Consider the following 26,817-nt stretch of genomic DNA (forward strand, 5'->3'; position numbering starts at 1 on the left):
GCTTCATTTTTTCTGCAGCCCCTTCAACCGCAAACTCGCCCGCTGCACCGCCGCCATTTTTTCCGGACGCTTCATGCGCTTCCATTTTCTGATGTCGTCCTTGGTGCGGCCACAACTGACACACAGCTCACCGCTCAGCTGGCAAATGGAAACACACGGATTTTCGATATCCTTGGCCACGTTTCAACCCCGCGTCGAGCGCTTGGGCGCCAGGCGTTGCTGCCAGTTGCCGGCATTGGCGCGCTGACATTGTTCTTCAGAATCGAACTGCACATGGGCCGCTACCGGGCTGACGAGAACGTCCGCTTCACTTAACGCCACGGCCGTCAGTTCGACCATGCGCTCGCCCTGCCCGCTCGCCAGCGCCTGGTCTTTATTGGCCTGCGTATCGAAGACCCAGATCACCCGCAGGCTGGAAGGAAAGACCGCGTAATCGATTTCGTGGGTCAGCCAGCAGAACCCGACTATTTCCGCTTTGGCCGTTTCACACGCCTGGGTCAGGGTGGTGACCAGGCGACGTTCGATGTGTGCCTGATCGCGTTTGCTTAAAGACATCGGGTAAGGGTCCTTGGGTGGGCGTCGATGGAAGGGACTCATCATACGATACCGGGCTGATCCGAGCGTTGCTGTGTCTGTGCTGCCGTCTTCGCGGGCAAGCCTCGCTCCCACAGGTTTTGTGTCGTTTGCACAATCGTGTTTCAACACAAAACCTGTGGGAGCGAGGCTTGCCCGCGAAGAGGCCCAAACACCCACCGCAAATCCCGGCCCTGGAAACGCCGCTGAAGAATATTGCGAGGTGCCAGATAAAAGAAAATGCCTATCACCCCCCAATACTCCACCTATTAGCTGACTGCTTTATAGGCGTCTAACCTTATTGAAGCGCTGGTGTAAGCCGGCCGGTTGAGACTTGATAAAAGATACGAATGAGTCAGAAGCGTACTAGGCTTGCCGTGGGCCACCGTATTGGCAACTCGATTGCTGCTCTCCAGATTTCCCGTGTGACCACGACGATCGGTTGATCGAACGGCTGCAGCCTATGTCATTGATTTCGCTCGTCGCTATTGCGCGCCCACCCCGGGCCGGATAGCCGGATGAATACGACCAAAGGTAGCGCACACATGGCAAATGAATCGAAATGCCCGTTCAATCACGCCGCCGCGGGCGGTGGTACGACGAACCGCGATTGGTGGCCGAACCAACTGAACCTGAAGATCCTGCACCAGAATTCGCGGCTGTCCGACCCTACGGATGAGGGCTACAACTACGCCGAAGCGTTCAAAAACCTGGACTTTCAGGCGCTCAAGCAAGACCTGAACGCGCTGATGACCGATTCGCAAGACTGGTGGCCGGCAGACTTCGGTCACTATGGGCCGCTGTTTATTCGCATGGCCTGGCACAGCGCCGGCACTTACCGCACCGGTGACGGTCGTGGCGGTGCCGGTTCCGGTCAGCAGCGCTTTGCGCCGCTCAACAGTTGGCCGGACAACGTCAGCCTCGACAAGGCGCGCCGGCTACTTTGGCCGATCAAGCAAAAGTATGGTCGCAACATCTCCTGGGCCGACCTGATCGTGCTCACCGGTAACGTCGCGCTGGAATCCATGGGCTTCAAGACCTTCGGCTTTTCCGGCGGTCGGCCAGACGTTTGGGAACCGGATGAGGCCGTCTACTGGGGCTCGGAAAACAAGTGGCTGGGCGGCGACACCCGCTACGAAAAAGACAAAAAAGAACCTATGCAAGAACCCGGCGAAGGCCCACTCGTTGCTGAGCCGGGGGAAAATGAAGACAGCCGTACCGACGGAGGACGCAACCTGGAAAACCCGCTCGCCGCGGTGCAAATGGGCCTGATCTACGTCAACCCGGAAGGCCCGGAAGGCAACCCGGACCCGGTCGCTGCAGCGGTGGACATCCGCGAGACCTTCGGGCGCATGGCGATGAATGACGAAGAAACCGTGGCACTGATCGCCGGCGGCCACGCCTTCGGCAAGACCCACGGTGCCGGGCCTGCCGACAACGTCGGCGCCGAGCCCGAAGCGGCCGGCCTCGAAGCACAAGGCCTGGGCTGGAAGAGCACTTTCGGCAGCGGCAAGGGTGGCGACACCATCACCAGCGGCCTGGAAGTGACCTGGACCACCACGCCCACCAAATGGAGCAACAACTACCTGGAAAACCTGTTCGGTTTCGAGTGGGAACTGACCAAGAGCCCGGCGGGCGCCAACCAGTGGACGGCGAAAGGCGGTGCTGGCGCGGGCATCATTCCGGATGCTCATGACCCGTCGAAGCGGCGTAACCCGACCATGCTGACCACGGACCTGTCCCTGCGATTCGACCCGATCTATGAACCGATCTCGCGGCGTTTCCTGGCGAACCCGGACCAGTTGGCCGATGCATTTGCACGCGCCTGGTTCAAGCTGCTCCACCGCGACATGGGCCCCCTCTCCCGCTACCTCGGCCCGGAAATGCCCAACGAAGAGCTCCTGTGGCAAGACCCGATTCCGGAGGTCGATCATGCCCTGATCAACGACAGCGACATCGCCGCACTCAAAGGTAAACTCCAGTCCTGCGGCCTGACCGTCTCGCAGCTTGTATCAACTGCGTGGGCGGCGGCTTCCACCTTCCGCGGCTCCGACAAACGCGGCGGCGCCAACGGCGGACGCCTGCGTCTGGCTCCGCAGAAATTCTGGCAAGCCAACCAGCCTGAGCAACTGGCGAGCGTACTGGCGAAACTCGAGAGCATCCAGAACGAGTTCAACAGCGGCGGCAAGAAAATCTCCCTGGCAGACCTGATCGTGCTGGCCGGTTGCGCCGGTGTCGAACAAGCGGCAAAAAATGCCGGCCACACCGTCACAGTGCCTTTCACACCGGGACGGATGGACGCCTCGCAAGAACAAACGGACGTTGAATCCTTCGGGTTCCTTGAACCTGCCGCCGATGGCTTCCGTAACTACCTCAAATCCCGCTACAGCGTACCGGCCGAGGCCTTACTGATCGACAAGGCGCAACTGCTGACACTCACCGCGCCAGAAATGACCGCGCTTATCGGTGGCCTGCGGGTGTTGAACACCAACGTCGGACAAACCCAACACGGCGTCTTCACGAAACAGCCAGAAGCGTTGACCAACGACTTCTTCAAAAACCTGCTCGATATGAGCGTGGAATGGAAACCCGTGTCGGAGGCCAATGAAGAGTTTGAAGGACGCGATCGGAAAACCGGCGACCTTAAATGGACGGGTACGCGTGTTGATCTGGTGTTTGGCTCGAATGCGCAGTTGAGGGCATTGGCTGAGGTCTATGCCTGCGACGATGCGAAGGAGAAGTTTGTGAAAGACTTCGTCGCGGCTTGGGACAAGGTGATGAATCTGGATCGGTTTGATTTGAGATGATCTGAGCATACTGCTGAAAACCCGCAACGCCTCCCTGTGTGGAGGCGTTGTGCTTTTTGCTGATCTATCGGCCAGGATAGATATTCAATCGTGGACTTATTGAACCAGCTGACGGATCCCCAGAGACAAAATCAAACCGCCGCACAGTCGATCAATAGCTTTTTTCCTCCTTCGATACGCTGAAGCGATCTCAGGTTGCGAAAGAGCGATTGCGACCACTCCATACCAAGTCATCGAAACCACCACTACGACCACCAGCATCGACAAAAACGTGCCTGGTGAAACGTGAGTGGGGGCTGCTGCTGAGAAAATAGCGGCATAGAAGGCCATGGATTTCGGGTTGCCAATGTTCGTAACGACCCCCTGAATGAATGACTGCCGGAAGTTTCCGACGACAGCATTGTTACAGGGAGTAAGCGCACTCTTCCCGGCCTTGAGCAGCAGTCCGAATCCAAACCACATCAAATAGGCTGCCCCCAGAATTTTTACGATCAGCGCCGCCCAAGGGAACGCAGCAAATACAACGCCGATACCTGCGATTGCACAGGTGGCCCAGAATAAGTTGACCAATACGATGCCTGCCACCAAGGCCAAAGCTTCTGAGCGCGTAGCAGCTACCGCTTTGTGGACTACTGCAACAAAATTTGGCCCTGGAATAACGACACCGGCCAGGTAAACCAAAAAGACTGTCAAAACGGCGGGACCATCGATCATCTGCATTCCTTGCGAGTGTTGTGGCTAGGGACAGTCTTTCAGATCAAGGCCGCCCGCGGACTCAACGTACAACGAAATAATAATTCGATACAGGGCTTTTCGGCGTAGTTGTATTTTTACGCCAGGAGCAGTCATTTGCAGGCTCGGGCCGCGCTTGATCTTCAAAAAGAAAAAGCCCTACCCACCTAAAAATGGGATGGAGCTTTTTACTGCGCAACTCGCTGGAATATGGGCAACCCACCTTCTCCTTACACCGGAGAAATCGTGGCAAGCGCACCGATCAAAATGGTCAACACCAGAAATCCACCCAGGAAAAATGCCATCTTGCCCATGGGGCCTCCTACGTTATGAGTTTGCGGTGCAGCGGCTACCGCAACTGCTGACCGTGCTGTCATTGTGAGCCGGAGGCTGATCCCATTACAGATGCAGATAGCCCAGAAAAATACGGATCAGAACAACGCAGCCCCCCGAATTTCCTGCCCCCGTAGGAGCTGCCGAAGGCTGCGATCTTTTGATCTTCAGCATCCGTGGTTTTACATTCCCGTAGAAAACTCCGGCGGGTGTTCGATTGCAGATCGTAGGGTGCGTAAAGCTGCATCGTACTGACCAAGTATCTGCAGAGCCCAGTCGGCACGTGCCCGAATGCGACTATCACTTTCATCTGAAGGCTCTTCGCTGTTTAACATCGACTCTACGTTTCTGATGATGAGTTGTTCAGGCAAATACATGATCCGGCTATTTTTGTAGCTCGATGCACGTAACTCAGCAATTGGATAGGCGCCTCCAAGCCCTGCCGAAACGCCCACCAACAGCGCAGGTTTATGTCCAAGTTCGCCGAGCCCTGCGTACAAAAAGAAGTTTTTCAGGGCTGGGCAAGCCATGCCATTCCACTCAGGGCTGATCACGACCAGTGCCGTCGCTTTTTTGAGAATGGATTGCTGGGCATTCCAGACTCTGTCGGTATCTTCTTCTGGCCAAAGCGGTAGCCGACTGGAAGCCAGGTCTATCAGTTCGCTTGAGTCACACAGCTCAAGTTTCTCTAGTCGGTCGCGCAGATACCTGGCGACCTTGACTGATTGGCTGTTTGATCTGTTCGATCCAGACAGCAGAACTATATGACGACTCATCGCGCCACCTTCTGGTTAGCGTTTACCTTGGGTACAGAACGGCGGGAACGCACGACTGGCCAGAACAACTCTTCTTTCCAGCTTATCGGTGACAAGTGTTCGATTCCGTAGGCTGGCGGACGCCGACGGGTAATTTTTGCGGTTCCGAACAGTACGTCCCAAAAAAATAACAGGTTGCCGAAATTGCCTTTGTAATGGGTAACGCCATCCTCGGCAGTCAAACCGTGATGCGCAGAGTGAGTGGCGGGTGTGGAGAAGGTTCGCTCCAAAACCCAAACAAGTGGGCGTAACGCGGGGATGCGATAAAGTTTGTCGTCCCACGCCATGCTGCTATGTGCAGCGAAGATCACGGTCATTTTCAGAATCAAATAAACGTAATAAACGTGTGCGAGCCCAAGATAAATCAGCATGCCAGATAGCCAGATGCCGGGCATCAGAAGGTAGTAGAAACTGTTGTTGCGATAGACGATGCGTACACTCATATAGGGTGCGGAATGATGCGCACGGTGCAATGCATAAAGTGCGGGAACCCGGTGAGTCAGGCGATGCCACCAATATTGGGTCATGTCATCCAGCAGTAAAAACAATACAAATCCTGCAATCCACGGAATTGCGGCTAACGCGTCTTTCATGCCCGGTACAGCCTGATTTAGTATCTGGCCACTTAGCCACATGACCAAAGGGAATGTGACCGCCACCAGTATGCCGGAGCCGACGACTTCAATGAGTACGTCACGTTTACCGCCTGACGACTGACGTAACGAGGAACAGGCAAGCTCTAGCAAAATGAAGGCAAGGAAGATCCCGGCCACTATTACAGCAGGGTTATTGGCGAGCATTGTTATATTCATGGCACTCTCGATTTAGGCCCTTGCGGGCAATGCAATGTCATTAGAAACCCAGGAGTCAGCCCTCCCAATGCGCGAAATGGACAGAATTGAGCTAGAACCGGCCAATCGCCCGCCCCAGCGCTTTCATCGAGGCAGGTTGGGCCAAGTGCTGGAGCGCTTCCTTGACAGCCAGGTTTCCCGAAAAAGCACGGATTACAGCCTGATCGAACTGGATCAACTTTGGTGCGAGGCGGCGCGCATTGATCCGGCGATCGGGTTAAAACTGTTCGCGCTGTTCACGCCTCAGGACTGGCACGTCCTGGCCTATCTTTGCCTGTACAGCCCCGATGTTTTGTCGGCGATGCATCTTTGGGCCCGGTACGCACCGCTTGCATCGGACACAGACAATGTAAGGTTGGTGAATGACGAAAACGGCGTCGGAATCGAGTTGTGCGTCGATGCGCCAGGAGAGTTGGCGCGGTATGTCATCGAACACTACGGCGTGATGTCCATCGCGCAATTGCGACGTGGAACCGGGCAGGAAGTGCAGCCGGTTCTGGCGAAATTCATGCATTCGCGTCCGTCGTATTACAAGCAATATGCCCAGTGGTTTGGAGACCGTATCGAGTTTGACTGCCCGGTTAACTGTTTCTATTTCCGTGCTCAAAGCCTGAGCCTGCCGATGCAAACCCGTCATCACGGGATGTTGGAGTTATTGACTCAGGAGCTGGATCGACGGATTGCCGCGCATCGCAACTTCAGCGGTTGGTCAGCCAAGGTTGCCGACGGTGCGCGACGATCTCTGGCGAGAGGTGAAACGCCAAATCTGGACGATCTGGCAAAGGCCCTGCACCAGACGCCCAGAACATTACGCAGACGCCTGGAAGAGCAAGGCACGACCTTCAGACAATTACTCGATCAGATTCGTGCAGAACTGGAACTGCATCTTGAGTTGCACGGCGAGTCGTTGACGGAGATTGCAGCTCAATTGGGCTACAGCGATTTGACTGCTTATCTTCATGCCCGAAGTCGATGGCGCGACAGGAAATAAGGTGGCGGCCTGATTATTTCGAGCCTGTCTTTTGCTTTATGATCCGTATGCTTATCTGAAGGACGTTCTCACGCGCCTGCCGACTCAACGGGCGAGTGATATTGCGCAATCGCTGCCGCATAACTGGCAACCGCCTAGACTGGGTTAACTCACTAACCGAAGGACATAGAATGCTCATTGTCTTCAGCGGCCTTCCAGGTACCGGAAAAACGACTATCGCAAGTAACCTTGCCACCAAAACAAGTGCCGTGTATCTGCGGATCGATACGATTGAGCAGGCTATCCGAAATTCCGGTGCTCTTGCACAAGATGTGGGGCGGAGCGGTTACATGGTCGCTAATGAGCTTGCTCTGAGCAATCTTCGTTTCGGCAGCACGGTCATAGTCGACTGTGTTAACCCAGTAATCGAAAGCCGAAGGGCGTGGAGCGAAATCGCTATACGCGCTGGTGCTCCATTAGTAAATATCCAAGTGGTTTGCTCTGATAAACATGAACACCAGCGACGGGTAGAAACCAGAAAAATTGATATTCCTGGGCTGACTCCACCCACCTGGCAGTCTGTATTGGATCATGAATATGAGGCGTGGGATAACGCTCCGTTTAATATAGACACAGCCCTGACGTCTCCAGCGGAGGCAGTGGCAATGATCACTAAACGATTTTTATCCGAGGAGTAGCGCCAGTTAAAAGCCCGACATAGCAAGGTGTGATCAGCTGACGCTTACGATTGGCTGAGCTGCCCTCGTATTCAGTTGGGGTTTTCCATTGAGGGCAGTTTCTCCGACTACCACGAGTCGAAGGAAATATGGTTTTGGAAGGTCATATGAAAATTGTTAAAGGGATATTGTTCGTCATCCTTATCGTTGCCTTGGCCGTCGGGGCGTTTAATTTGATATTCGTGGCAGTGTCTAGCTACTTTGGGCCGTTCTACGAGGGTGATGCGGACCAAAGTCGGAACTTTGCAATCTGGCTTTTGGGTAATCTGGGGGTTGGGGTGCTTTCGGTTGTTATGGGTGTTGCTTTGTATCGGCGATATCTGCGTAGGGCACGTGTTTGAATGAACAACTTCGGCACCGATGGTGGTGAGCGACCGGTGCCCCTCGTGCTGTTGCCCACCTGATAGAAAACTAGTTGCCCCGCCCGCCACCAAACGACCATTCATCTGCCGCGGTAGTGGTAATCACCACCATGACGTCTTCAGAGTCGATGCCTGGCGCTCGACTCAGTCTCTGGACCAGGTTGCGATAGAAACGCTGTTTCGTCTCGGTGTCTCGAGGGCGACCGGCAGTAATCGCGATCAGCACAAAGTCATGGCTGCGCGGACCGCCAAGATAGCCGGGATCAAATATCAGTTCGCCCACTTCATGTTGGTGAATGACCTGGAATCGGTCGGCCATCGGCACTTCAAAGCTTTCTACCAACGCGTCGTGCAGCCCCTGTGAGAGGGCCTGTAAATACTCGGCCGACTTTCCCCGGTGCAATGAAATACGTGCAAATGGCATAACGGTCTACTCCTGAAAAACCCGCTGACAGGAGAAAACTATCAAGTCGCGATAATTCCGAATATCCGATTTAATGGCGACCATAGTCCTGAATTAGTGGATGATTCGATGCGCCGTCCGACCTTCGATCTTGATGTACTGCGTACTTTCGTGACCGGTGTGGAGTTCAACAGCTTTGCCAAAGCGGCGGATCGGCTCAATCGCTCGACGTCCGCCGTGAGCGCACAACTCAAGAAACTTGAGGAACAGATAGGCGCGCCAGTGCTGTCCAAATCCGGTCGAGGGCTGGTGTTGACGCCGGTGGGTGAGTCCCTGCTCAGCCAAGCCCGCCAACTGCTTGAACTGAACGACAGCATTTTCCAGACCCTGCACGAAAGCCAGACCGCCGCAACGGTACGCCTCGGGCTTCAGGAAGACTTTGGCGAACACTTTCTCAGCGACATTCTGCGACGCTACGTCCAGATGTACCCGAGGGTGAGCCTCGAAGTCAGGATCGCGCGCAATACCGAATTGTTTGCGTTGATCGACAGCGGTGGCCTGGATCTGGCCCTGACTTGGGACACAGGGCACAAGTCCCCTTATGCCACGCGCCTGGGTGAAACGCAGATGCACTGGATCGGGCCTCGTGACACGCCATCGCTCAACCGCGATGTAGATTCTCCCCTGCCATTGATCCTGTTCGACGCTCCTTGCGTGTTGCGTAGCGCGGCAACCCAGGCACTGGATGAGGCACGGATTCCCTGGCGAATTGCGCTGACCAGCCCCAGTGTTGGTGGAATCTGGGCGGCCGTTGCTGCCGGTTTGGGCGTCACGTTGCGAACCCGTATTGGATTGCCAGGACATCTCTCCGTCATTGCTGGCCTACCCACGCTGCCGACCCTCGGCTATGCGCTTTATCGTGGAGCAGAACACCTGGCGCCTGCCACCCGACAACTGGCTGCGTTGATACAAACCCGTCTGGAAGAGCAGGCGTTCAGTATCACTGCAGGCGCCTCCGTTTGACGCTGCCTAAAGCAAGTCACCCAAGGTGTCGTACTTGTAATACTGGCTGTAATTCAGCACATCCCGGGGTGTCACCTTTTCCGGGAAAGGGCTGTACATCGGGTCATCTATCCGATGGAACTTGAGCGTATCCGGGGCATTTCCCGCAGGTACGTATGCGGCGGCGGGATGCTTCGCTTGCCATGCGGCCCAGAGCCGATCGACGTTGCAATGATGTAGAAAGAACACGGGATCGTTCGGCGAGGACGACAATCCCATGTCACCACCGACCCACACATGGACGTTGTTATGAATGCGTTCTTCGCCCGCCCATCCCTCGATACTGTTACGCGCACCACCGGTGGATTGGGCCGCGTTGTAGGGTGCTTTGTCATACACCGGGTTTTCATGGATGACCTTGCGCACATTGGCTCGGCTGGGCAGCGCCCCACCACTACCCAGATAACGCACCAGGGGGCGGTTTACCCCGTCCAGTTCCATGGTGCGGCCATTACCCGTCAATCGCACCCGCCACTTCCCATTCACGAACTGTCCAAGGTACTCATCCGACCAGATGAGTGAAGTTCTCGGGTCCTGAAGTTCCGCGTCAGTGTTCCAGTCCCAGTATGGGATTCGAAAGTTGGGGTCGCCTATCGCCTTGCGAATCAAGGTTTCCAGCCGCACGAGAAAGTAGCGATGCCACGGCAAGAATGATGGCCCGCCATGCGCAGCGTTCCTGGCCATCTGCCCGGCAGGCGTTGAAATCATCATGGCCCGGTGGTGCCAGGCCACGAAGGAGTCATAAATCGAGAGGTTAGCCTGTCCGGGCCAGGGATTCTGCGCGGGGTCCTTGAGCCGCTGTACCCCTTCAACGTATTTCTTAAGCGCCGGGAGATCATTGACCGCATTAGACCTGATCATGATGTGCTCCGTGGGCATGGTGGTCGGGGTGGCCCGAGTGCTCTCCCCCATCGCCATCGCCCTTGGCGAAGGATTCTGGATAGGCATCGATCACCGCGGTCATCAAGTCGAGAGCCGATCCGTAAGTGACGAATGGGGTGGCGTGCGTATGGACCTGGCCCGCATCGTCCACAAACAGATGCGCCTGGACCGGCGCCCCATCAACCTCTACCTGGTAGGTGGTCACGATCCGGACAACGTGCCCTTTGTGGTTAATCTCGCGAACCGTCCTGGCGTCATGTCCTGCATGCGGGTCCACGTACTCAGGGAACTGTTCCTTGATCCACGCTGGGTGCGTTTTGTCAGGATCGGTGATGGATATCTCTGCGAGAGCACCTATGTCAGGCGGGCTCAATAGCACGTTGGGTTTTGTACCCGTTGGTTCGGGGCTGGAGACATTTTTCCGTGTCATGATTCCTCCTGGAGTGTGCCCCCGGACGATTGCCCGGACTGGCTGGAGGAAGTGTAGTTGGTAGCGGGTAGGCATGCCGTGGAACTCATCCGCCGGGCGGACTCGCTGTGGATTCCCCCTACGCGGCTAGAATCAAAATGACATCGCGATGGTTATGAATCAGGTTCGCAAGTCGCCCGCTCTGATGAATTCGATGAGGGCGTTCAAGGCCGGCGGCACATGGCGCCGGCTGGGGTAATAAAGAAAGAATCGGCTTGGCGGTGCTTTCCATTCCTGGAGTATTTCTTTGAGATGCCCGTTGCGGATTTCGTCGCGCGCCAGCTCTTCGTAGACATAGGCAATACCCGCGCCATCTTTCGCCGCCTGGATCATCAGCGCATCGTCTTCCAGAATGAGCGGGCCTGTGACGGACAACCGTATCGGTTGACCGTCTGCCTGATACTCCCAGGCATAAAGTTTGCCACTGGGAAAACGCCTGGCAATGCACGCATGCTCGAGCAAGTCGCGGGGGGCCTGCGCGATCCCCTTCGCAGCCAGATAGGCATCCGACGCTACGGTCACGAATGATTGAGGTGCGCCTGCAGGGACTGCGATCATGTCACCGGCCAGGCTTTCACCAAAGCGGACTCCAGCGTCAAACCCGCCGTTCACGATATCGGTCAATCCATCATCGGTAATCAGGTCCAACTGAATACGTGGATACCTGGCCACGAAGGGCGCGAGCACTTTCGCAAACACGATGCGAGCCGCCGGACGCGCCACGTTGAGGCGAAGTTTGCCAGCGGGCACTTCCTGCATCGAGGTCAATTGCGCCAATACATCGGCAACCTGGTGCAGGGTCGGGACCAGCGTCGCCAATAGCTGCTGGCCGGCCTCGGTCGGGGTCACGCTACGAGTGGTTCGGTTCAGCAGCCTGATGCCCAGGCGCGCCTCCAACGCTCGCATTGCGTGACTCAACGCGGAAGCCGACACGCCACGCTCGTCGGCTGCCTTGCGGAAGCTGCGATGGCGAGCGACGGCGGCAAAGGCATCGAGTTCAGAGAGATCGGGGTGATTACTCATGAATGCAATTCAGTAGTTCAAATACGATTACCCATCTTATCGTCATCAGATCTCTCCCGGATACTTCTCACATCATTTGTGGAGAGGTCGCTATGCAAAAGAATCGTCTTGGATCATCGGATTTCCTGATTTCGCCTATTGGCTTGGGGACATGGGCAATCGCTGGCACAGGTTGGGAGTACAGTTGGGGCGCGCAGGATGACAAGGACAGCCTGGGCGCACTTGAATATGCCGTCGAACGCGGCGTGAACTGGATTGATACCGCTGCGGTTTATGGCTTGGGCCATGCGGAGCAATTGGTGGGGCAATTGCTGCGTCGGGTGCCGGTCTCGCGGCGTCCTTTGGTGTTCACCAAAGGCAGCCTGGTCTGGGACCCGGTCACGAAGGAGATTTCGCACTCCCTGGCCCCCCAATCCTTGCTCGCCGAGATCGACGCAAGCTTGCGCAGGCTCCAAGTCGAGACTATCGATTTGTATCAGATCCACTGGCCTGCCTTTCCTGCCGAGGCAAGCAGTGAAGGTATTGAAGTGGCGCTTTCGGCTTTGGCAGCCGCGCGCGATCAAGGAAAAATTCGCGCTATCGGCGTATCCAATTTCGATGTCGCTCAACTCAAGCGGGCGCAGACGGTGACTGAGATCGTTTCGCTCCAGCCGCCGTACTCCGCCTTGATGCGGGACATCGAGAAGGACGTCCTGCCATTCTGTGAGCAGGCCGGGCTGGGGGTCCTTGCCTATTCCACGCTGCAATCGGGGTTACTGTCCGGCAGCATGACGCGCGAACGCATCTCGCAACTGCCCGAAGACGATTGGCGCAAGGCCCGAAGTGCTGATTTCCAGGAGCCTCGTTTGAGTGCGAACCTGACGCTGGTTGAGGTCATGGCACGCATTGGAGAAAGGCATGGGGTGAGCGCTGCGGCGGTCGCCATCGCCTGGGTACTTCGCCAACCGGTAGTGACGGGCGCCATTGTCGGAGCCCGCCGCCCGACACAAGTAGACGGGCTGATTGCAGCCTCGGCGTTGCGCCTTAGCGCCGCGGAAATCGATGAAATTCGACCGTTCCTGCCGTCGGGCATGGGAACAAATGTTCCTGGCGCCGCCTGACACCCTGAGAGGTCCGAGTGCTCTCCTCCATCGTCATCGCTGGCAGGTGGGATGCCTCACGCGACTGCCCGCGAAGCGCGCACTTTCTCGTATCGCGCGAATCCGATCTTGATGCCGACCAGAATGGGGGCAGCGATTACAAAAAGCAGGGCCACTGCGATGAACGCTGTGTCGAAGGCAATCACCGTGGATTGACTTGTCACTAACCGACCCAGAAGGCTCGTCGCTGCCCGGCCAGCGGCCACCGCATCCATTCCTTTCGCGCTCAGCATGGCTGTCGTGGTCGTCATCCGTTCGATGACCGCGGCCGCGCCTGGGGTGACGTTGGCGCCGAGGACCACGGCATTGGTGACGACGTTATGGTCGATCAGTGTCTGGAGCCCTGCGACTCCAATAAGGCCACCTAGCTGGCGACCCGTATTGAAAAGGCCTATTCCACTCGCGAGGTTTCGGCTGTTGAGGTGGCTGAAAGCAATCAGCGTGATCGATAGAAACAGAAAGCCAAGCCCCAACCCGCGCAACAAGATAGCCGCCATCATGTCGTCCGCGCCGCTTTCGCTGGTAGAACCGGACAACATCCACATCGCAACCATGATCATCAGGATGCCAAAGGGCACGGTGGCGAACGGCGCAACGCGGCGGGCCTGCATGAGCCAAGCAGATATGAGCAGCGCGCCGACAAAAAACGCGCCACTGGGTAACAGCAGCTGACCGGCATCGGTAGGCGTGAACCCGAGGACCGACAGGGCGAACGCCGGAATCAGGAATGCGCTGCCGAACAAAGCGGCGCCGGCGACAAAACTGACGATAAAGGCGAAAGAAAAATCGCTCGTTTTGAACAGGGTGAAGTCGAGCAGCCCCTGCCCTTTGGCTAACACTTGTTGGCCGAGAAATGCCAGTAGAGCGGCGGCGCCGATCACGGTTAACCACAGGATGCGAGGCTCCTCGAACCAGTCCCATCGGCTGCCCTGGCTAAGAACGTAGGTGAAACAGAACAGGCTGGCAGAGATCAGCGAGAAGCCGATCCAGTCAAACGGACGATGCCGGACTTTGGCGGGCATTGGGCCGTCTGCGATCAGCACAAGTCCGGCAGCCGCCAAGGCAATCGGAACAACGCTGAAGAAGATCCATGTCCAGGATTGGCTATCGATCAACCACCCTTGAAGCGCCGGGGCGAGCGTCGCGGGCGCGACAACGGAGCCCATGGCAAACAGCGCTTGAAGGATGGGTTGATGGGACCGGGGATAAGCGCGAAAGATGATCGCCTGCCCCCCGACCAGCAAGGTGCCGCCGGCGAAGCCCTGAATAACCCGAAGTGCAACCAGCAGATCGAGCCGAGCGGTGATGGCGGCAATGCCGCATGCCAGGCCCATGACCAGGATTGAGCTGATCATCACATGACGCGGATTAAAACGCTTCAGCAGCCAAGGCGCGGTCATGAACCCGATCAGCTTGAGCGCGAGGTAGCCGATATCCAGCCAGGCAAACTCATCAGGCGTTGCATAGGTGTCGCCGATGATGTCGCTGCGTCCGAGCGACAGAACGGTGCTGGCGATCGCTTCCGTCAGCGTGGCAAGCACGATGCCCGCCATCAGCAGGACACCGGTTGTAGCGCTGGCGTTGCTCCACGTGGCGCTGGCAACCGTGTTCATGAGCCCTCCCCTTGCGCAACCTCGACACGCGCGGACAGGCCAGGGACGATACGACCCGGCAACGGGTTGTGGGCAAGCCTGATTTTTACCGGAACCCGCTGCACGACACGCACAAAGTTCCCTGTTGCATTGTCTGTGGGCAGCAAGCTGAACGCCGACCCGCTACCCGGTGCAAAACTGTCGACCATGCCTTCAAGTGCTTCGTTCGGGTAGCCGTCGACCGTGATGCGCACGCGCTGACCGGGGCGGATATGTTCGAGCTGGGTCTCCTTGAAATTCGCCACGACCCACACATCATTGACCGGCACGATATCGAGCAAGGCCCCACCCGGCGTAACGAACCGGCCGACGCGGACCTGACGGTTACCGACAACGCCATCAACAGGCGCGTGTACCACGGTGCTGTCGAGATCGATCTGGGCGAGATCGCGCGCGGCCTGTGCCTGCGCCACAGCAGCAACGGCAGCTTCTCGCTGGGCCACAAGGACGGTGATGCGTTGCTGTTGAGCCTCGACCGTTGCCGAAGCCGCCGATACCGTCGCCTCGGCTCTGGAGCGTGCCGTGCCGGTTTCATCGACGAGGGCCTGGCTGACCGCGTTGCTGACGATCAGTTTTTGGCTGCGATCGTGGGTCTTGGTCGCCAGATTCATCTCGGCGGAGGCCGAGCGGCGCTGGGCTTCGGCCTGTCGAATCAGGCTACGCTGAAGCTGGGTTTCGGCATCGACATGGGTCAGGCGCGCCTGGGCAGCGCTGACATTGGCCACTGCTTGAGCAAGTCGCGCTCGATAGTCCCTATCGTCAATCCGGAACAGGACATCCCCCGCACGGACGGTCTGGTTGTCCTCGACCTCTACCGCCGTGACATAGCCGGCAACTTTGGCGGCGAGCGAGGTGAGGTCGCCGCGCACATAAGCGTTATCGGTGGAGGTCGCACCACTCGAAAACGCCATGGCCCATCCGCCAGCCAAGACCGCCACGGCGCCGATGCACAGCAGGATGCCAATCGTCTTTTTCTTGCTTTGCCGCGCCACCACGACAGGGATCTCATCGCTTGCGCTGGTGGCAATGGCGGCCTTGTCCTGAAGCGAGTTCATGTTCTTGTTTCCTGTTCAATGCCAAGGGACCTGCAACAACCGCAGGACGACAGTGACCTGCCGCCCGGCTGTCGAGCGTCGATGAGCGCGTTGATCGGCTCACTTTTTAATAGGTGTAACGAGCTCCTTTTCGTTGCTGTCGAGGACGAACACGGCCAGCAGGCGTGCGGGCTTCGTGTCGCTGGCGTTGGCGCTGACTTCGTGCACGGAGCCCGGCTCCTCTACGAAGTTTTCGCCGACGTTGTAGATCTTTTCCGGCTCGCCTTTGACTTTTATGCGAAACGAGCCCTCCAGGACCGTTGCATAAATGAAGGCCGTTTTCGGATGGGTGTGGGACGGCGACGCGGCGCCCGGCCCGTACTCGACCAGCACGCCCTTCATGCTCTTGCCAGGGAGGTTGGGAATGGGCCGGTCGAATACGACCGACACCTTGCCTGCGTGCGGCTCCGCGGCCGACGCTGCGGTGATCGACAGCGCTGCGAAGGCAGCGGCCAAGAGATATCGGGTAAACATGGCAATTCTCCTTTATGCGTATGTGTTGTGATGGCGCGGCCCGTTACCGAGCCGTCGACTGACCGAGCCAGTCCTCGAAGCGGATCGCGCCCAGGCGTGGGTTCTTGCCGGGGGTCAGCGATTGATCGTCGAGCACCGAACCGAAGTAGCGCGCGTGCACATCCGGCACGACCTTGCGCGTGTCCTGAGTGGCCCGCAGGAAGCGCCGGACCAGTTCGTCGAGCGGCATGGCCTCGGGACCGGCGACTTCGACCGTGCCATTGACCGGCGTTGCCAGCGTGACCTCGGCGAGCGCCGCCACCACGTCGTCGGAGGCCATCGGCTGGATCAGCGCCGGTGACAGGCAAATCTCCTCGCCAACGGTGGCCGCCTGCGCAATGCCGCCGACAAACTCGAAGAACTGTGTGGCACGCAAAATGGTGTAAGGGATGCCGGACGCCTTGATGAGGTTTTCCTGCGCGACCTTGGCCCGGAAATAGCCGTTTTCGGGAAGCCGTTCACTGCCGACGATCGACAGGGCAACGTGATGGCGAACGCCAGCGGCCGCCTCGGCAGCCAGCAGGTTACGGCTCGATGTTTCGAAGAACTCGAGCACGGCCTGGTCTTCCCATGAGGGCGCATTCGCCACGTCGACGACGATATCGGCGCCATCCATCGCTTGGGCCAGACCCTCGCGGGTGATGCTATTCACGCCCGTGCTGGGGGCGGCTGCGAGCGCTTCGTGGCCGCGCTCGCGGAGGATTGTCACAAGTTTCGATCCGATGAGGCCGGTGCCTCCAATGACGACGATCTTCATGGTTTCTCTCCGCTTCTCGACGGCAACCATTGCTGTCGATGTAGATAGAGAGTGCCAGCGCGTGTCAGGGAAGTCCTTGTACCGGCCTTGGGTTTGCCTTCAAGGAAGCTTGGTTTTTCGTCCAGAAAAACAGCTATTCGACGGGTATCCCTTGCCGCGGGCGCTGCCGTATTATCGACACCACTTACCCATCGCCAGCTCGGACACGGAGTCGGGGGCGCTCGACCAGGGGATCCTCACCTTGCCATTCGTGTTTGAAGACTACGTGCTCGATCAGCAGCGCCGGGAATTGACCTTGCGCGGGCAAGTCGTGGCAGTCGGGCCGCAGGTCTTCGACCTATTGCTGCAGCTCGTCAGCAACCGCGATCGCGTCGTCAGCAAGGACGACCTGCTCAACGCCGTGTGGAGCGGTCGGATCGTCTCGGAATCGACCATCACCAGCCACATCAATGCGGTGCGCAAGGCCATCGGCGATACCGGCGAGGAGCAGCGCCTCGTGCGCACGGTCCCCCGCAAGGGCTACCGCTTCGTCGGCGAGATCAAGGTCGGCGAGACCGGCGAAGCGCCACAGCCTGACGGGCCAGGCATGGGTGAGCGCACCTCATCTGACCCAACTGAGCTCGTCCTGCCGGACAGACCCTCCATTACCGTCCTGCCCTTCCACAACCTGAGCGGCGATCCAGAGCAGGAGTATTTCGCCGACGGCATGGTCGAGGACATCATCGCCGCCCTGTCGCGTATCCGCTGGCTATTCGTCATCGCACGCAATTCAAGCTTTACCTACAAGGGTCGGGACGTGGACGTCCAAGGCGTCGGCCAGACACTCGGCGTGCGCTACGTGCTGGAAGGTAGCGTGCGCAAGTCCGGGAACAAGATACGCATCACCGGGCAGCTGATCGACGCGACGACCGGGACGCATATCTGGGCGGAGCGCTTCGAAGGAACGCTCCACGACATCTTCGAGCTGCAGGATCAAATCGCCGAAAGCGTCGTCGGCGCCATAGCACCGCAGCTGGAACGGGCAGAAATCGAGCGCGCCAAACGCAAACCGACGGAAAGCCTGGACGCTTACGACTATTACCTGCGCGGCATGGCGAAACTGCACAACGGCACCCGCGAAGCCATCGAGCAAGCGCTGCCGTTGTTCTACAAGGCCATCGAGCTCGATCCGGAGTTTGCATCGGCCTATGGCATGGCAGCCTGGTGCCACTTCTGGCGCAAGTTGAATGGCTGGATGACCGATCGGCCTCGAGAAATCGCCGAGGGCGCACGCCTTGCGCGTCTGGCGGTGGAACTCGGCCGGGATGATGCGGTGGCGCTGACGCGAGGCGGACATGCACTTGCCCACCTCGCCGGCGATGTCGATGGCGGCATTGCCCTGCTCGACAGGGCACGCCTGCTCAACCCCAACCTCGCCCCCGCCTGGTTCCTGGGCGGTATCCTGCGCGCACTGCGCGGCGAAACAGACGCCGCCATCGAGCATCTGTCCCATGCCGTTCGCTTGAGTCCAGTGGATCCGGAAATGTTCAGGATGCAAGTCGGGATGGCGCTCGCGAACTTCTTCGCCGGGCGCTTCGAACCCGCTGCTGCCTGGGCGGAAAAGGCGCTGAGAAACCTGCCCTGCCTCCTGGTATCGGTTGCCCTGCTGGCGGCCAGTCATGCGCTCAGCGGAAACATGGATAAAGCGAAGCAGGCGATGCAGCGTTTGCACGAGTTGGATCCGTCTTTGCGCGTCTCCAAGCTGAAGGACTGGTTGCCAATCCAGCGTCCTGAGGATTTTGCGCGGTTTGTTGATGGGTTGCGGCTGGCTGGGTTGCCGGAGTGACTGCGGTCTGGTGAGCTGCGAATGGCTTGCTAAGCCAACGTGGGTATTCCCTACCGTAGATACCGTCTTGAACCTCACCGAGCAAGCGCCATGTTGCATTGCGGGCCGGTGAGACTGAAGGCCAACTCTCTGGCTATTACGTTGGCGCGAAATCAAGGACAGGGACCTCGCCAATATCGCCGATGTTGAACCAAAGGGCTTCGCCCTCTTGGCAAAGGTGCAAAATTTCCTTTGTTGCGCGTACCTCTACCTCAATGGCTACACCTTGCTCACATCTTGGACAAAGCATTTTTTAGCCCTTAATTGAAGTGGGAAACTCTACGCCTACTCAGGATTGATTCTGGTCAGAAGCAACCACGGTCGAACGTCCACTATCGACCGGCTAATGGGAGTCCCCTTTTTTGCACCTTTTTGCAAGACGTTGCCCGGCAGGTTCGGTGGATCAGCGAACTGCTGGCTTGAGCCTTTTCAGGGGGTATACGAATAGTTGCCGAGCGGTGATCCGGCAAGGTAAAAGCAGGCAAGAAGCAGAGGCTTCACTGGGCATTGAAGAGTGGATCCTTGGTCTGAAATTTTCCATCTGCTGACCTGGCGCAGACCTGTGGCCTCATTGGCGTTTCTATTGTGGTATTTCCAATAGCAGTGAGTTTGCGTAGCTGAATGATGCAACCCGCCTTGAACGTGCTGATTTTGACAATCTGGAACTGCATTTCATAATCCTGCCCCGGCTCTGGCGTGAACACCACGGGTTTGGGCGAGCATGAAACCGAGCCAACCATGCCAAAGGTGGCAATGAAGGGTTGGTTGGCAGTCACGACGTGCTCGTCGTAGAGTCGGGGTGATTCGTTGATCAGCTTGCTCTCCTTGCTCGCAGGCATGCCAATCACACTGTTCTGATGGTCTGACTCCCTGAATGGATAAAGGCCTGCGGAGTCGATGTGGGCGGTTTTCCAGCCGGACTGTTCGATGGGCAAACTCTTGAGAGACTCGTTGTAAAACTTCTCGCAAGTCTGGCCGCTGACGAATCCGCCGTGCGCGTTATCGCCTGTGATCAGACGGACACGGGCGGTGGTGGTGGGGTCAAACTTGCCAGCCTCGGCTTCATTGCGAACGTCGGTTTTACTGGTGGCGCAGCCGATGAGAGTCAAACTGATTGCGAGGGGGAGAAGTTGACGCATAAGTGTCCTTTCTTTTCTGTGAAGATTTGAGAGCTTGAACGTGAATGAGGACAAACAGAGGCGGTCCGCCTGGCGACTGAACCAGACGCACACGCTTGTCGAAGTGCCTCAGTCGTTAACGGCTGATGACCCTGGAGGAGGGGCTCGCTCTGGCCTATAGCGGCCTGAGGTCGCAAAGGTTTAGCGATAATATAATGGGACAGATGTATTTCCATGTGCCTCCTGTCACCGCCGCGGTGACTGGGCGGAGAAGCCCGTGGCACGTTAGGTTGTAGGTGCCTCTCGAAGAGACAGCTCCACCAGAGACAACCTTGAGAATTCACCCTCGATCAAGGCTGTTTGAGTTTTCTGGACAAAGGCGACTTGGGCTAACGCCTACTATGCTCTTCTCGCCTCAACTCATTTTCAGAAAGGAAACAAGGATGCGCTCACGGATTGCCGTCGGTACGTTGCTGATCGCTTTGCTAAGCGGCTGCACATCTGTACCACCTCTGAATTTCTCTGTACAAAGCGTTTCGCCATCGACTCACAAGGTGGATGCAGACCTTCGCGCCGTGTCCGTTTCTTTTGCTGCACCCAATGAACAAACAGGAAATGTGCCATCCGATGGTGAAGGCATTCCCGAACTCTGGGAAAGGGCAGTAGTAGAAGCCATTAACAAGAGCTCAGTGTTCGACGACGAGTCGACAAAAAAAGTTAATCTTTTCGTCAAAATCCAGGAGCTGGATCCGCCGGTAGCTGGCGTAACTATGGTTACTGATGCTTCCGCAAAGTACCTGCTGGTAAACCGCAAAACGGGCGAAACCTTGCTCGAAGAAACAATCATCACTAAGGGCATCGTCCCTCCAGGCTACGCCTTCGCGGGTATAGTTCGCATCAAAGAGTCCGTCAATCGCGCCGTACAGAACAATATTCGAGACTTCTTGGCGAAATTAGAAGCTCAGAAGTTGAACTAGGCGGACCGAGGCAGCGTTCAGCTTCATATCCATCCGCCGGTGACCGATCCGGTATCCCCGACCAAATCCTCAACTCCAAAAAAACGCGCCGCCGCGCGCGCCCTGCAGACTTTAAGCAGACGACAGGTGCGGCCGCGCCGCAACACAACCCTAAAAATGTCAGACGCTTCCTCGTTTTTTTGAAAGCGCTCTCACGTTTAACGATGTGTGTTTAAAGACACTCGGTGTTACGTCCCGAAGTCTTAAAAATAAATCAGTCCCCTTTTTACTTGGGAAAGTTCTGAGAACGTAGTTTTCCTATTGATACTACATGGTTGCTTTTAGCCAAGATCTGCCAGTCGCTATCGCCCCAAAGCTTTACTTCGCGAAAGGCAGCTAACGGCCAAAAGCGGCCGATTGGGGAGCAGCTATACTTCGGGTAACAGCACGCCATCCGCGAGCCCAATGCTTTTTTTTCAATTGGTTAGAAGCATCAGGCGCCTGCTACAGGGGATTTAAAGGGGCCTGATTGCAGTTGCATGCCTTTCAGCGGTCGTTCTTCGAACAGGACTCACTTCGAAAATCCGGCCCAGTCGAAGCTGGTTATGAGAACCGAGAATAAGCAAGGAGCATGTTATGGCTATCACCCTCATTTTGGGTTGCGATCAAGATGACTTCAACGCACGGCATGATGGCTCCTGCGAGGGCATTTCCTTTTATTTCTGCATGCGCGCGCTCGACCTGGGTCCGGTACCAGGACTTGCCGACCTGTTGGAACAGCGGAATATCGGTCGGAAGGTTGAGCGAATCATGGATCTGCAGGACCAGATCTGTGATGGCCTCGAGAATTCCGGCACCTATGAAACCGGCATTGACGGCCTGCCGATCAGCGACCCCAGCGGTGGCAACCTTCCCGGTATTCGCAACCAGGGCAAGGCCATCCAGGCGTTTCATAACCTGTACTCACAGGAGGCACAGACCCTGGGTTGCAAGTCGATTGGAACCTTGTCTTCCTTCTTCGAGGGAGGCTTCGTCCAGTTGCTGACGCACACCATCCAACTGTTGGTTCGCAGCAGGCGCGGCGCGGCCCTGATCGCCATGCAAAGCGCTACACCCCACTCTGTGGCGCTTGCCTATGACGGTAGCGATCTCTATTTCTTCGATCCTAATTCTGGCGTTCACACATTGACGAACCTCGTCTCGGCAGCTACGGAACTGGAGAGCCACCTGACGACCCGCTATGCAGTCCCCTCCTGCGTTCACGCCAATATGTTCAAGTTGAACCACTGAACGGGTCATGCGCACGTCCTGCTGTCGACGAACTTCCGAGTGAAAGGTTGGGGCTGTTCCATTTGATGGGCAAACTGGCCGCTCCTGGCCGAAAGCAGTCATGTGGGCCAAATGAATCTACCCCTTGCAGAAAACCAACCCCCACAAAAAAGCCCACTGACTGTCTCCGATCCAGTGGGCTTTCCGATTACGCTTCTACTTACAAAGCCATATCACTGACACGATGAGACTGCTCGTATGTCCGACGCCTGCAGATTTCAAACGGCTCACCAGATCCGCGCGCGCCAAAGCGGACACTCGAACACATCACCTGATCGGCTATTTTTGTAGGGCGAAGCGGTTACCCGTGTTCCGCTGCCAACATTGACCTGAACTGCGAAACGATCTCTGAAGATAGCCCGGCAGCTTCGAACACTGCGCAGGTAAAGCTAACGGGTGCAGGGCCTGGAGCAGTTATGATGCGGTCGGCAACCACAGCTATTTGGCTGCTTCGATAAAGGGCGGCGCCTTCATAACCTACGGCATTCTGTTGTAAGAAGTCAGCGCTGTTCGAGGTATGAGAAACCGAGTCGAGAAGCCCGGCTCTCGCAAGTGCCAGCGTTCCCCCACAGATACCGGCAATTGTCGCTCCACTTGAACGACTGGCATGAAGAAAGTCCCGAATGTCCGGTGCATCTGCATGCTCCCAGATCATTCCACCGATGACGACGACAACGTCCGGCTTCCAGTCCAGGCATTGTTGCAAGTTGCTATCCACTGTTACAGCCAGTCCCCCCTGCGAGCGAAACTGCCCCGTAACAGAGGCGAAAAACCTGACGTCGATCCCGTAAAACGGGGATGCAGTTCCTGCAATGAAAGCGTATTCCCAGTCCGCAAAACCGGGTGTCAGTATCAAGCCCACGCGTGCCATCAGTCGGAATCCTCCATGAAAACGACCAACATAAAGCGATAACAAATAGATCTCAACGGCTGCTTCGGGTCGATCTCTGCCCTTCATGACAGGCAGAAATCGGCCAAAAGCAGCCTTTATGATCCTCGCTACACATTGCGCCGATCTCAAAGGTGGAAGCTGTAGGAGGGAGGTTTTTTGGTGATGCGGGCGGCTTGTTCTGCTCTGGAGCTGGGGCTTGCCGCGATGGCGGTCCAACTCTCAACCGGTCAATCACTGCCAAAACTGATAAGGACGCCGCTATGCTCGACTCCCTGGAAAAAATGCTCACCAAGGGTGCCTGCTTAACTGACCGGCATTCACCGCTCCCCGCTCCAGCCAGATGAAATGATTTGAATCCAATACGCTCGTTGTAGAGAATCGCCACCTTTACCTCAAAAGGAAATGAGCGATGAAGTTCGAAGGGACTTTCCAATACATTGGCAATCACGGGATCGTCTTCAACATCTCACAGATCACCCTCACCGACAGCGAACGTGGGAGCCTGCGCGGGCTGCATTTTGGCGAGGCAAAAAACGCCCACTATGAGGTCAACAGCAAGGTCGTCGAGGTGTACGACAAGATGCTGGCCAAAAACCTGCCGTGCGTGATGATGATCGGCATCTCCAAGCCGTTGACCCGGCAACAGGGCGATGCCCTCAACGCCCAACGCACCACGATCGCCAACCTTGCCACCACTGCCTTCGCCGCCGCCGCCAAGGCTGTGGCCCCTTCTTACGTGGCGATACCTGTAGGGGCCGGTGTACGCAGGTATGTCAATGAAATCCTACCCACCTACCATGCTGGCGACGTACTGGTCAGCATCGAGGCACAGGTCAATGGCGGTATCGGCCCGCAACGCACCCTCTCGACATTAATCATCAAGACCTGACTGGAGACGTACATGTCCGACATTACTCAATTGGTCATTGCCTTGGTGGTGTCCTTTCTGTTCGATCAATTCCTCAAACCGTATCTGCTGCGCAAGTGGCTAGGAGTGGTGTTGGTGGTGGCGGGTGCGGTTGGCTGCGTTGTTGCCGGTCAGACCCGCTTGTTGGGGTTTGATCTAGGGTTGCTGTCGGCTTTTGCCGTGGCGATTGGGATGGGGTTGTTCATGAGGCGGCGGCGGTTTGAGTAGGTTGGCTGCCGGCTGAGCGAGAAAGGTGGGCGGATTTAATATCAGAAAATAAAGCCGTCCCCTTAAGTAGGCTCTAAGGATTTCTGGGGAATCGAGGGGTGTAATGAGCAACCTGATTTCAATCGCAAGCCATAAATCGAAGTACAGCATCGGCTTCTATCCGACTTTTGCCGTTGACGGAGTACCTCTGGAGGTTTGGCTGCCTAGGCATAACCCGGATGCTGAGCTTCATCTCGTAGCGGCCCATTCAGGCTTGTACAGCGATGAAGATACTTGGTTGATATGGGATCGGATCTATTCCACTGCACCGGGATGGAAGACCCTGGTTCCCTTGCTTGTCTGCTCTGATGACCTAGACCTGACCTGCACCGTTATTGTCGCTGAGCAGTGCGCTGATGAGCATCAAGTCCAGTGGAGCCGATTTGGCTTGCTAAAGGATTTGATTACGCTGGAACTTCCATCTGTTGACTGGTACGACGCGATACCCTGCCTGACCTTTGAAAGGTCCCATTATCAGAGCGTGCTGGACGAGTTCCGAAAACAAGAAAATATCAAAATGGACTGGGACTAGCTGCGTAAGCTATCTACCTGTGATTAATCTCGCCGTTCGTTACACCTGCCTCGGGCTGAAAGAAAAGACGTGTGAACGACTGCTATCGGCCAGATGTGGACATTCAGAAACCGCGCACCAGATAGGCTCCTGAGGGAACTCGATATCGCAGCTTCTTGCATTTGCCGGGTGCAGGCTGATGCCCCGGCGGACGATCAGGAAACCAGATTCGGCATTTGCCCGGAGGCGGCATATGGCCGCGGGGAATCTCAACCTCAGCGTACGCCCGCTCTGGCTCGACATTAGCCATTTGCAACTTTCCTTCGGGCCCGGCTCTGCCAGCCTTCGGTGCATCCGAAACCCGATCTGTCTCTGCGCTAGCGAAGTTGCCAGCGTCGCGCCCAGTGTCCGGAATGGATTGCTCAACAGCCGCCATTTCCACTTCGCGGCGTCTTTGGGTCTCCTCTTCCAGCCCCTTCTGTACTGCGACCAGGTCCTCTTTGGCATTGGGTGGGGTCCCCGAAGACTGGGCCTGCTGCGCCGCCTGGATCAATTGGAAGTTGCGGTTGCGCAACTCGACGTTGCGACCAACCCGCATGTTCGAGCGCACCGCCAAGGTTTCAGCCTGCTGGTACTGCCCCTGCTGAAGACGCAACACACCGAGGTAATGCAGAGTCGCGGGATTGTTCGGCTGGATATGCAGGGCACGCTCCAACGTGGCGGCGGCCTGATCCAGTTGGCCATTTTCATACTGCCGCGAGGCTGTTTCGATCAGGGTGGTTGATGCGCTGTTGCTTTGCGCGGGCGCTCTTCGCTCGGCAGCGACAGAACAAAGCGACGCGCCGGCGCAGAACACCAGGATGAGGCCGGGCAGAAAATTCTTGGTTGGCATCAGGGGGCGGACTCGGCTGATCTTGGACGGTTCTGTCGTAAAACAGGCAACCAGCGCTGTTCGGCATTTCCGATATAGGGCCGCTATTGACCTGGCCAATACCCTGAAGTTCCTGCACTGACACCGTTGGCTATTTAAGCAACGGCCACCTAGAACTTTTCCTTATTTATCGGTCTATCTGGATAGGCACATCCGCTCGGTAAGCGCGAACCCGCAGGCTCCCGCAGTCAGATGGCCACACGCCCAGTTATCAATCAGAGGTTGCCTTCGCTCATGAAATTCCATGACCCACGGATGGTGCTCTTCGGTCTGTTCGCATTCGCGGCAGTGGGCTCGGCATCAGCAACTCAGATGAAGACCTCAACCCCTATTATCGCAACTGACGTCGCAGTAGTTCAGGCTCCGGTCCAAGCTGCCGGCAACCCTTGGCCGACCTTGACCAGTATGGCCGACAAGCAGCCAGGGCCGTTGCTTGCCCATGATGACCGATACTGGCATGAACACCGTCGGCATGATCGTAGAGACCATTGGCGCCGAGATGACTGGCGTAGAGATAACTGGCGTAGAGAGCAAGCCCGCCGAGAAGCAGAACGCCATCGTGATTGGGAACGCCGCCAAGATCGGGCCATGCGGTACCGCTACGAAGACAATCACCGCTACTATCGTCGCTAGTGCGACACCACGGGATCAATCAGTCGCCTAACTTGCGCGCTGGGCTCGTTCAGATTCATCCAGGTGCTCCAGCAGCACGGCTATCGTTGCATCCCGCAGCTTGATTGCCTCCATCCAGCCCGGCCCCTGCGCCAACAGCGGGGGGCAGACGCTGACGTGGATTGCACCGTGGCGCGGGAACCACTGACCGTCGCGCAACACCCTGCGCGTGCCGCGGATTGCGACCGGCAGCAGC

General features: G+C 57.1%; 29 protein-coding genes and 1 pseudogene. 14 read left to right on the forward strand and 16 right to left on the reverse strand.

Going from position 1 to position 26,817, the window contains the following annotated elements:
- Window positions 1-3: 3 nt before the first annotated feature.
- Together F6R97_RS05245 and F6R97_RS05250 are read right to left on the reverse strand one after the other, a co-directional pair.
- Window positions 4-180, reverse strand: coding sequence for a DUF1289 domain-containing protein (locus tag F6R97_RS05245; protein WP_038982653.1), 177 nt, complete (start codon window positions 178-180; stop codon window positions 4-6).
- 3 nt (window positions 181-183) lie between these two features.
- Window positions 184-555 (reverse strand): hypothetical protein, encoded by a 372-nt coding sequence (locus F6R97_RS05250; protein ID WP_038982654.1) that lies wholly within the window; start codon window positions 553-555, stop codon window positions 184-186.
- Between the two features lie 536 nt (window positions 556-1,091).
- Here F6R97_RS05250 and katG point away from each other — a divergent pair.
- Complete coding sequence (gene katG, locus F6R97_RS05255) at window positions 1,092-3,380, forward strand: catalase/peroxidase HPI (protein ID WP_048397111.1); 2,289 nt, start codon at window positions 1,092-1,094, stop codon at window positions 3,378-3,380.
- Window positions 3,381-3,476: 96 nt separating this feature from the next.
- Here the strand turns inward: katG and F6R97_RS05260 are convergent, their stop codons facing one another.
- The 3 genes from F6R97_RS05260 to F6R97_RS05270 all read right to left on the reverse strand — a co-directional run bounded on the left by F6R97_RS05260 (window position 3,477) and on the right by F6R97_RS05270 (window position 6,072).
- The gene (locus F6R97_RS05260) at window positions 3,477-4,094 is read right to left on the reverse strand and encodes a LysE family translocator (RefSeq protein ID WP_038982655.1); all 618 of its coding nucleotides are present in this window, start codon (window positions 4,092-4,094) and stop codon (window positions 3,477-3,479) included.
- A gap of 533 nt (window positions 4,095-4,627) precedes the next feature.
- On the reverse strand, window positions 4,628-5,221 hold the full coding sequence (locus tag F6R97_RS05265; RefSeq protein ID WP_050682606.1) for an NADPH-dependent FMN reductase: 594 nt from the start codon (window positions 5,219-5,221) through the stop codon (window positions 4,628-4,630).
- Window positions 5,218-6,072, reverse strand: a complete 855-nt coding sequence (locus F6R97_RS05270) for a sterol desaturase family protein (RefSeq protein ID WP_315866180.1) — start codon at window positions 6,070-6,072, stop codon at window positions 5,218-5,220. Before F6R97_RS05270 ends, F6R97_RS05265 begins: the two co-directional genes overlap by 4 nt.
- A gap of 67 nt (window positions 6,073-6,139) precedes the next feature.
- Here F6R97_RS05270 and F6R97_RS05275 point away from each other — a divergent pair, with 67 nt between their 5' ends.
- From F6R97_RS05275 to F6R97_RS05290, 4 genes and pseudogenes are all read left to right on the forward strand, one after another.
- On the forward strand, window positions 6,140-7,102 hold the full coding sequence (locus F6R97_RS05275; RefSeq protein ID WP_315866181.1) for an AraC family transcriptional regulator ligand-binding domain-containing protein: 963 nt from the start codon (window positions 6,140-6,142) through the stop codon (window positions 7,100-7,102).
- Between the two features lie 37 nt (window positions 7,103-7,139).
- Window positions 7,140-7,250, forward strand: a pseudogene (locus F6R97_RS05280) (transposase domain-containing protein); the annotation flags it as partial.
- Between the two features lie 22 nt (window positions 7,251-7,272).
- The gene (locus F6R97_RS05285; protein WP_050682609.1) at window positions 7,273-7,779 is read left to right on the forward strand and encodes an AAA family ATPase; all 507 of its coding nucleotides are present in this window, start codon (window positions 7,273-7,275) and stop codon (window positions 7,777-7,779) included.
- A 146-nt stretch (window positions 7,780-7,925) separates the two neighbouring features.
- Window positions 7,926-8,159, forward strand: a complete 234-nt coding sequence (locus tag F6R97_RS05290; RefSeq protein ID WP_038983676.1) for a hypothetical protein — start codon at window positions 7,926-7,928, stop codon at window positions 8,157-8,159.
- A 70-nt stretch (window positions 8,160-8,229) separates the two neighbouring features.
- Here the strand turns inward: F6R97_RS05290 and F6R97_RS05295 are convergent, their stop codons facing one another.
- Entirely contained in the window at window positions 8,230-8,604 is a 375-nt protein-coding gene (locus tag F6R97_RS05295; protein WP_038982660.1) for a tautomerase family protein, read from the reverse strand.
- Between the two features lie 108 nt (window positions 8,605-8,712).
- Here F6R97_RS05295 and F6R97_RS05300 point away from each other — a divergent pair, with 108 nt between their 5' ends.
- Window positions 8,713-9,606: a LysR substrate-binding domain-containing protein gene (locus F6R97_RS05300; RefSeq protein ID WP_038982661.1), complete on the forward strand. Its 894-nt coding sequence runs from the start codon at window positions 8,713-8,715 to the stop codon at window positions 9,604-9,606.
- A gap of 6 nt (window positions 9,607-9,612) precedes the next feature.
- On the opposite strand, the gene F6R97_RS05305 is transcribed toward F6R97_RS05300, so the two are convergent.
- From F6R97_RS05305 to F6R97_RS05315, 3 genes are all read right to left on the reverse strand, one after another.
- On the reverse strand, window positions 9,613-10,506 hold the full coding sequence (locus F6R97_RS05305) for a tyrosinase family protein (RefSeq protein WP_050682611.1): 894 nt from the start codon (window positions 10,504-10,506) through the stop codon (window positions 9,613-9,615).
- A complete protein-coding gene (locus tag F6R97_RS05310; RefSeq protein ID WP_315866182.1) occupies window positions 10,493-10,957 on the reverse strand; it encodes a hypothetical protein in 465 nt (154 codons plus the stop codon). The genes F6R97_RS05305 and F6R97_RS05310 overlap by 14 nt, the downstream gene beginning before the upstream one ends.
- Window positions 10,958-11,116: 159 nt before the next feature.
- A complete protein-coding gene (locus F6R97_RS05315; protein WP_038982664.1) occupies window positions 11,117-12,019 on the reverse strand; it encodes a LysR family transcriptional regulator in 903 nt (300 codons plus the stop codon).
- A gap of 92 nt (window positions 12,020-12,111) precedes the next feature.
- On the opposite strand from F6R97_RS05315, the gene F6R97_RS05320 reads away from it, so the two are divergent.
- Window positions 12,112-13,119 (forward strand): aldo/keto reductase, encoded by a 1,008-nt coding sequence (locus tag F6R97_RS05320; RefSeq protein WP_315866183.1) that lies wholly within the window; start codon window positions 12,112-12,114, stop codon window positions 13,117-13,119.
- Between the two features lie 56 nt (window positions 13,120-13,175).
- Here F6R97_RS05320 and F6R97_RS05325 read toward each other — a convergent pair whose 3' ends face one another.
- From F6R97_RS05325 to F6R97_RS05340, 4 genes are all read right to left on the reverse strand, one after another.
- The gene (locus F6R97_RS05325; protein WP_315866184.1) at window positions 13,176-14,771 is read right to left on the reverse strand and encodes a DHA2 family efflux MFS transporter permease subunit; all 1,596 of its coding nucleotides are present in this window, start codon (window positions 14,769-14,771) and stop codon (window positions 13,176-13,178) included.
- Window positions 14,768-15,865, reverse strand: coding sequence for an HlyD family secretion protein (locus F6R97_RS05330; protein ID WP_315866185.1), 1,098 nt, complete (start codon window positions 15,863-15,865; stop codon window positions 14,768-14,770). The genes F6R97_RS05325 and F6R97_RS05330 overlap by 4 nt, the downstream gene beginning before the upstream one ends.
- Window positions 15,866-15,964: 99 nt before the next feature.
- A complete protein-coding gene (locus F6R97_RS05335) occupies window positions 15,965-16,378 on the reverse strand; it encodes a cupin domain-containing protein (protein ID WP_038982668.1) in 414 nt (137 codons plus the stop codon).
- Window positions 16,379-16,421: 43 nt separating this feature from the next.
- Window positions 16,422-17,174 carry an SDR family oxidoreductase gene (locus F6R97_RS05340; protein WP_038982669.1) on the reverse strand — a complete coding sequence of 251 codons (753 nt, stop codon included), beginning with the start codon at window positions 17,172-17,174 and terminating at the stop codon, window positions 16,422-16,424.
- A gap of 241 nt (window positions 17,175-17,415) precedes the next feature.
- Between F6R97_RS05340 and F6R97_RS05345 the strand changes: the two genes are divergently transcribed.
- Window positions 17,416-18,999: a winged helix-turn-helix domain-containing protein gene (locus tag F6R97_RS05345; protein ID WP_315866301.1), complete on the forward strand. Its 1,584-nt coding sequence runs from the start codon at window positions 17,416-17,418 to the stop codon at window positions 18,997-18,999.
- Between the two features lie 536 nt (window positions 19,000-19,535).
- On the opposite strand, the gene F6R97_RS05350 is transcribed toward F6R97_RS05345, so the two are convergent.
- Window positions 19,536-20,177, reverse strand: coding sequence for a hypothetical protein (locus F6R97_RS05350; protein ID WP_315866186.1), 642 nt, complete (start codon window positions 20,175-20,177; stop codon window positions 19,536-19,538).
- Window positions 20,178-20,599: 422 nt separating this feature from the next.
- On the opposite strand from F6R97_RS05350, the gene F6R97_RS05355 reads away from it, so the two are divergent.
- Together F6R97_RS05355 and F6R97_RS05360 are read left to right on the forward strand one after the other, a co-directional pair.
- A complete protein-coding gene (locus F6R97_RS05355) occupies window positions 20,600-21,133 on the forward strand; it encodes a hypothetical protein (protein WP_038982671.1) in 534 nt (177 codons plus the stop codon).
- A gap of 615 nt (window positions 21,134-21,748) precedes the next feature.
- Window positions 21,749-22,402, forward strand: a complete 654-nt coding sequence (locus tag F6R97_RS05360) for a hypothetical protein (RefSeq protein ID WP_038982672.1) — start codon at window positions 21,749-21,751, stop codon at window positions 22,400-22,402.
- A gap of 340 nt (window positions 22,403-22,742) precedes the next feature.
- Here the strand turns inward: F6R97_RS05360 and F6R97_RS05365 are convergent, their stop codons facing one another.
- Entirely contained in the window at window positions 22,743-23,312 is a 570-nt protein-coding gene (locus F6R97_RS05365; protein ID WP_315866187.1) for a DJ-1/PfpI family protein, read from the reverse strand.
- Window positions 23,313-23,742: 430 nt separating this feature from the next.
- Between F6R97_RS05365 and F6R97_RS05370 the strand changes: the two genes are divergently transcribed.
- The 3 genes from F6R97_RS05370 (at window position 23,743) to F6R97_RS05380 (ending at window position 25,039) form a co-directional block, all read left to right on the forward strand.
- Window positions 23,743-24,222, forward strand: coding sequence for a hypothetical protein (locus F6R97_RS05370; RefSeq protein ID WP_315866188.1), 480 nt, complete (start codon window positions 23,743-23,745; stop codon window positions 24,220-24,222).
- A 12-nt stretch (window positions 24,223-24,234) separates the two neighbouring features.
- Complete coding sequence (locus F6R97_RS05375; protein ID WP_048397146.1) at window positions 24,235-24,468, forward strand: hypothetical protein; 234 nt, start codon at window positions 24,235-24,237, stop codon at window positions 24,466-24,468.
- 103 nt (window positions 24,469-24,571) lie between these two features.
- A complete protein-coding gene (locus F6R97_RS05380) occupies window positions 24,572-25,039 on the forward strand; it encodes a hypothetical protein (RefSeq protein ID WP_231669735.1) in 468 nt (155 codons plus the stop codon).
- 103 nt (window positions 25,040-25,142) lie between these two features.
- Here the strand turns inward: F6R97_RS05380 and F6R97_RS05385 are convergent, their stop codons facing one another.
- The gene (locus F6R97_RS05385) at window positions 25,143-25,910 is read right to left on the reverse strand and encodes a tetratricopeptide repeat protein (RefSeq protein WP_315866189.1); all 768 of its coding nucleotides are present in this window, start codon (window positions 25,908-25,910) and stop codon (window positions 25,143-25,145) included.
- A gap of 273 nt (window positions 25,911-26,183) precedes the next feature.
- Here F6R97_RS05385 and F6R97_RS05390 point away from each other — a divergent pair, with 273 nt between their 5' ends.
- Window positions 26,184-26,582: a hypothetical protein gene (locus F6R97_RS05390; RefSeq protein WP_315866190.1), complete on the forward strand. Its 399-nt coding sequence runs from the start codon at window positions 26,184-26,186 to the stop codon at window positions 26,580-26,582.
- Window positions 26,583-26,817 lie beyond the last annotated feature (235 nt).

The sequence above is a fragment of the Pseudomonas sp. JV414 genome (genome assembly GCF_032424305.1).
Lineage (GTDB): Bacteria > Pseudomonadota > Gammaproteobacteria > Pseudomonadales > Pseudomonadaceae > Aquipseudomonas > Aquipseudomonas lini.

Excerpts from the sequence above, each read along its gene's own strand:
- F6R97_RS05250 (WP_038982654.1), bottom strand. The coding sequence starts at position 555 with ATGTCTTTAAGCAAACGCGATCAGGCACACATCGAACGTCGCCTGGTC.
- katG (WP_048397111.1), top strand. The coding sequence starts at position 1,092 with ATGAATACGACCAAAGGTAGCGCACACATGGCAAATGAATCGAAATGC.
- F6R97_RS05260 (WP_038982655.1), bottom strand. The coding sequence starts at position 4,094 with ATGATCGATGGTCCCGCCGTTTTGACAGTCTTTTTGGTTTACCTGGCC.
- F6R97_RS05265 (WP_050682606.1), bottom strand. The coding sequence starts at position 5,221 with ATGAGTCGTCATATAGTTCTGCTGTCTGGATCGAACAGATCAAACAGC.
- F6R97_RS05270 (WP_315866180.1), bottom strand. The coding sequence starts at position 6,072 with ATGAATATAACAATGCTCGCCAATAACCCTGCTGTAATAGTGGCCGGG.
- F6R97_RS05275 (WP_315866181.1), top strand. The coding sequence starts at position 6,140 with ATGCGCGAAATGGACAGAATTGAGCTAGAACCGGCCAATCGCCCGCCC.
- F6R97_RS05285 (WP_050682609.1), top strand. The coding sequence starts at position 7,273 with ATGCTCATTGTCTTCAGCGGCCTTCCAGGTACCGGAAAAACGACTATC.
- F6R97_RS05290 (WP_038983676.1), top strand. The coding sequence starts at position 7,926 with ATGAAAATTGTTAAAGGGATATTGTTCGTCATCCTTATCGTTGCCTTG.
- F6R97_RS05295 (WP_038982660.1), bottom strand. The coding sequence starts at position 8,604 with ATGCCATTTGCACGTATTTCATTGCACCGGGGAAAGTCGGCCGAGTAT.
- F6R97_RS05300 (WP_038982661.1), top strand. The coding sequence starts at position 8,713 with ATGCGCCGTCCGACCTTCGATCTTGATGTACTGCGTACTTTCGTGACC.
- F6R97_RS05305 (WP_050682611.1), bottom strand. The coding sequence starts at position 10,506 with ATGATCAGGTCTAATGCGGTCAATGATCTCCCGGCGCTTAAGAAATAC.
- F6R97_RS05310 (WP_315866182.1), bottom strand. The coding sequence starts at position 10,957 with ATGACACGGAAAAATGTCTCCAGCCCCGAACCAACGGGTACAAAACCC.
- F6R97_RS05315 (WP_038982664.1), bottom strand. The coding sequence starts at position 12,019 with ATGAGTAATCACCCCGATCTCTCTGAACTCGATGCCTTTGCCGCCGTC.
- F6R97_RS05320 (WP_315866183.1), top strand. The coding sequence starts at position 12,112 with ATGCAAAAGAATCGTCTTGGATCATCGGATTTCCTGATTTCGCCTATT.
- F6R97_RS05325 (WP_315866184.1), bottom strand. The coding sequence starts at position 14,771 with ATGAACACGGTTGCCAGCGCCACGTGGAGCAACGCCAGCGCTACAACC.
- F6R97_RS05330 (WP_315866185.1), bottom strand. The coding sequence starts at position 15,865 with ATGAACTCGCTTCAGGACAAGGCCGCCATTGCCACCAGCGCAAGCGAT.
- F6R97_RS05335 (WP_038982668.1), bottom strand. The coding sequence starts at position 16,378 with ATGTTTACCCGATATCTCTTGGCCGCTGCCTTCGCAGCGCTGTCGATC.
- F6R97_RS05340 (WP_038982669.1), bottom strand. The coding sequence starts at position 17,174 with ATGAAGATCGTCGTCATTGGAGGCACCGGCCTCATCGGATCGAAACTT.
- F6R97_RS05350 (WP_315866186.1), bottom strand. The coding sequence starts at position 20,177 with ATGCGTCAACTTCTCCCCCTCGCAATCAGTTTGACTCTCATCGGCTGC.
- F6R97_RS05355 (WP_038982671.1), top strand. The coding sequence starts at position 20,600 with ATGCGCTCACGGATTGCCGTCGGTACGTTGCTGATCGCTTTGCTAAGC.
- F6R97_RS05360 (WP_038982672.1), top strand. The coding sequence starts at position 21,749 with ATGGCTATCACCCTCATTTTGGGTTGCGATCAAGATGACTTCAACGCA.
- F6R97_RS05365 (WP_315866187.1), bottom strand. The coding sequence starts at position 23,312 with ATGGCACGCGTGGGCTTGATACTGACACCCGGTTTTGCGGACTGGGAA.
- F6R97_RS05370 (WP_315866188.1), top strand. The coding sequence starts at position 23,743 with ATGAAGTTCGAAGGGACTTTCCAATACATTGGCAATCACGGGATCGTC.
- F6R97_RS05375 (WP_048397146.1), top strand. The coding sequence starts at position 24,235 with ATGTCCGACATTACTCAATTGGTCATTGCCTTGGTGGTGTCCTTTCTG.
- F6R97_RS05380 (WP_231669735.1), top strand. The coding sequence starts at position 24,572 with ATGAGCAACCTGATTTCAATCGCAAGCCATAAATCGAAGTACAGCATC.
- F6R97_RS05385 (WP_315866189.1), bottom strand. The coding sequence starts at position 25,910 with ATGCCAACCAAGAATTTTCTGCCCGGCCTCATCCTGGTGTTCTGCGCC.
- F6R97_RS05390 (WP_315866190.1), top strand. The coding sequence starts at position 26,184 with ATGAAATTCCATGACCCACGGATGGTGCTCTTCGGTCTGTTCGCATTC.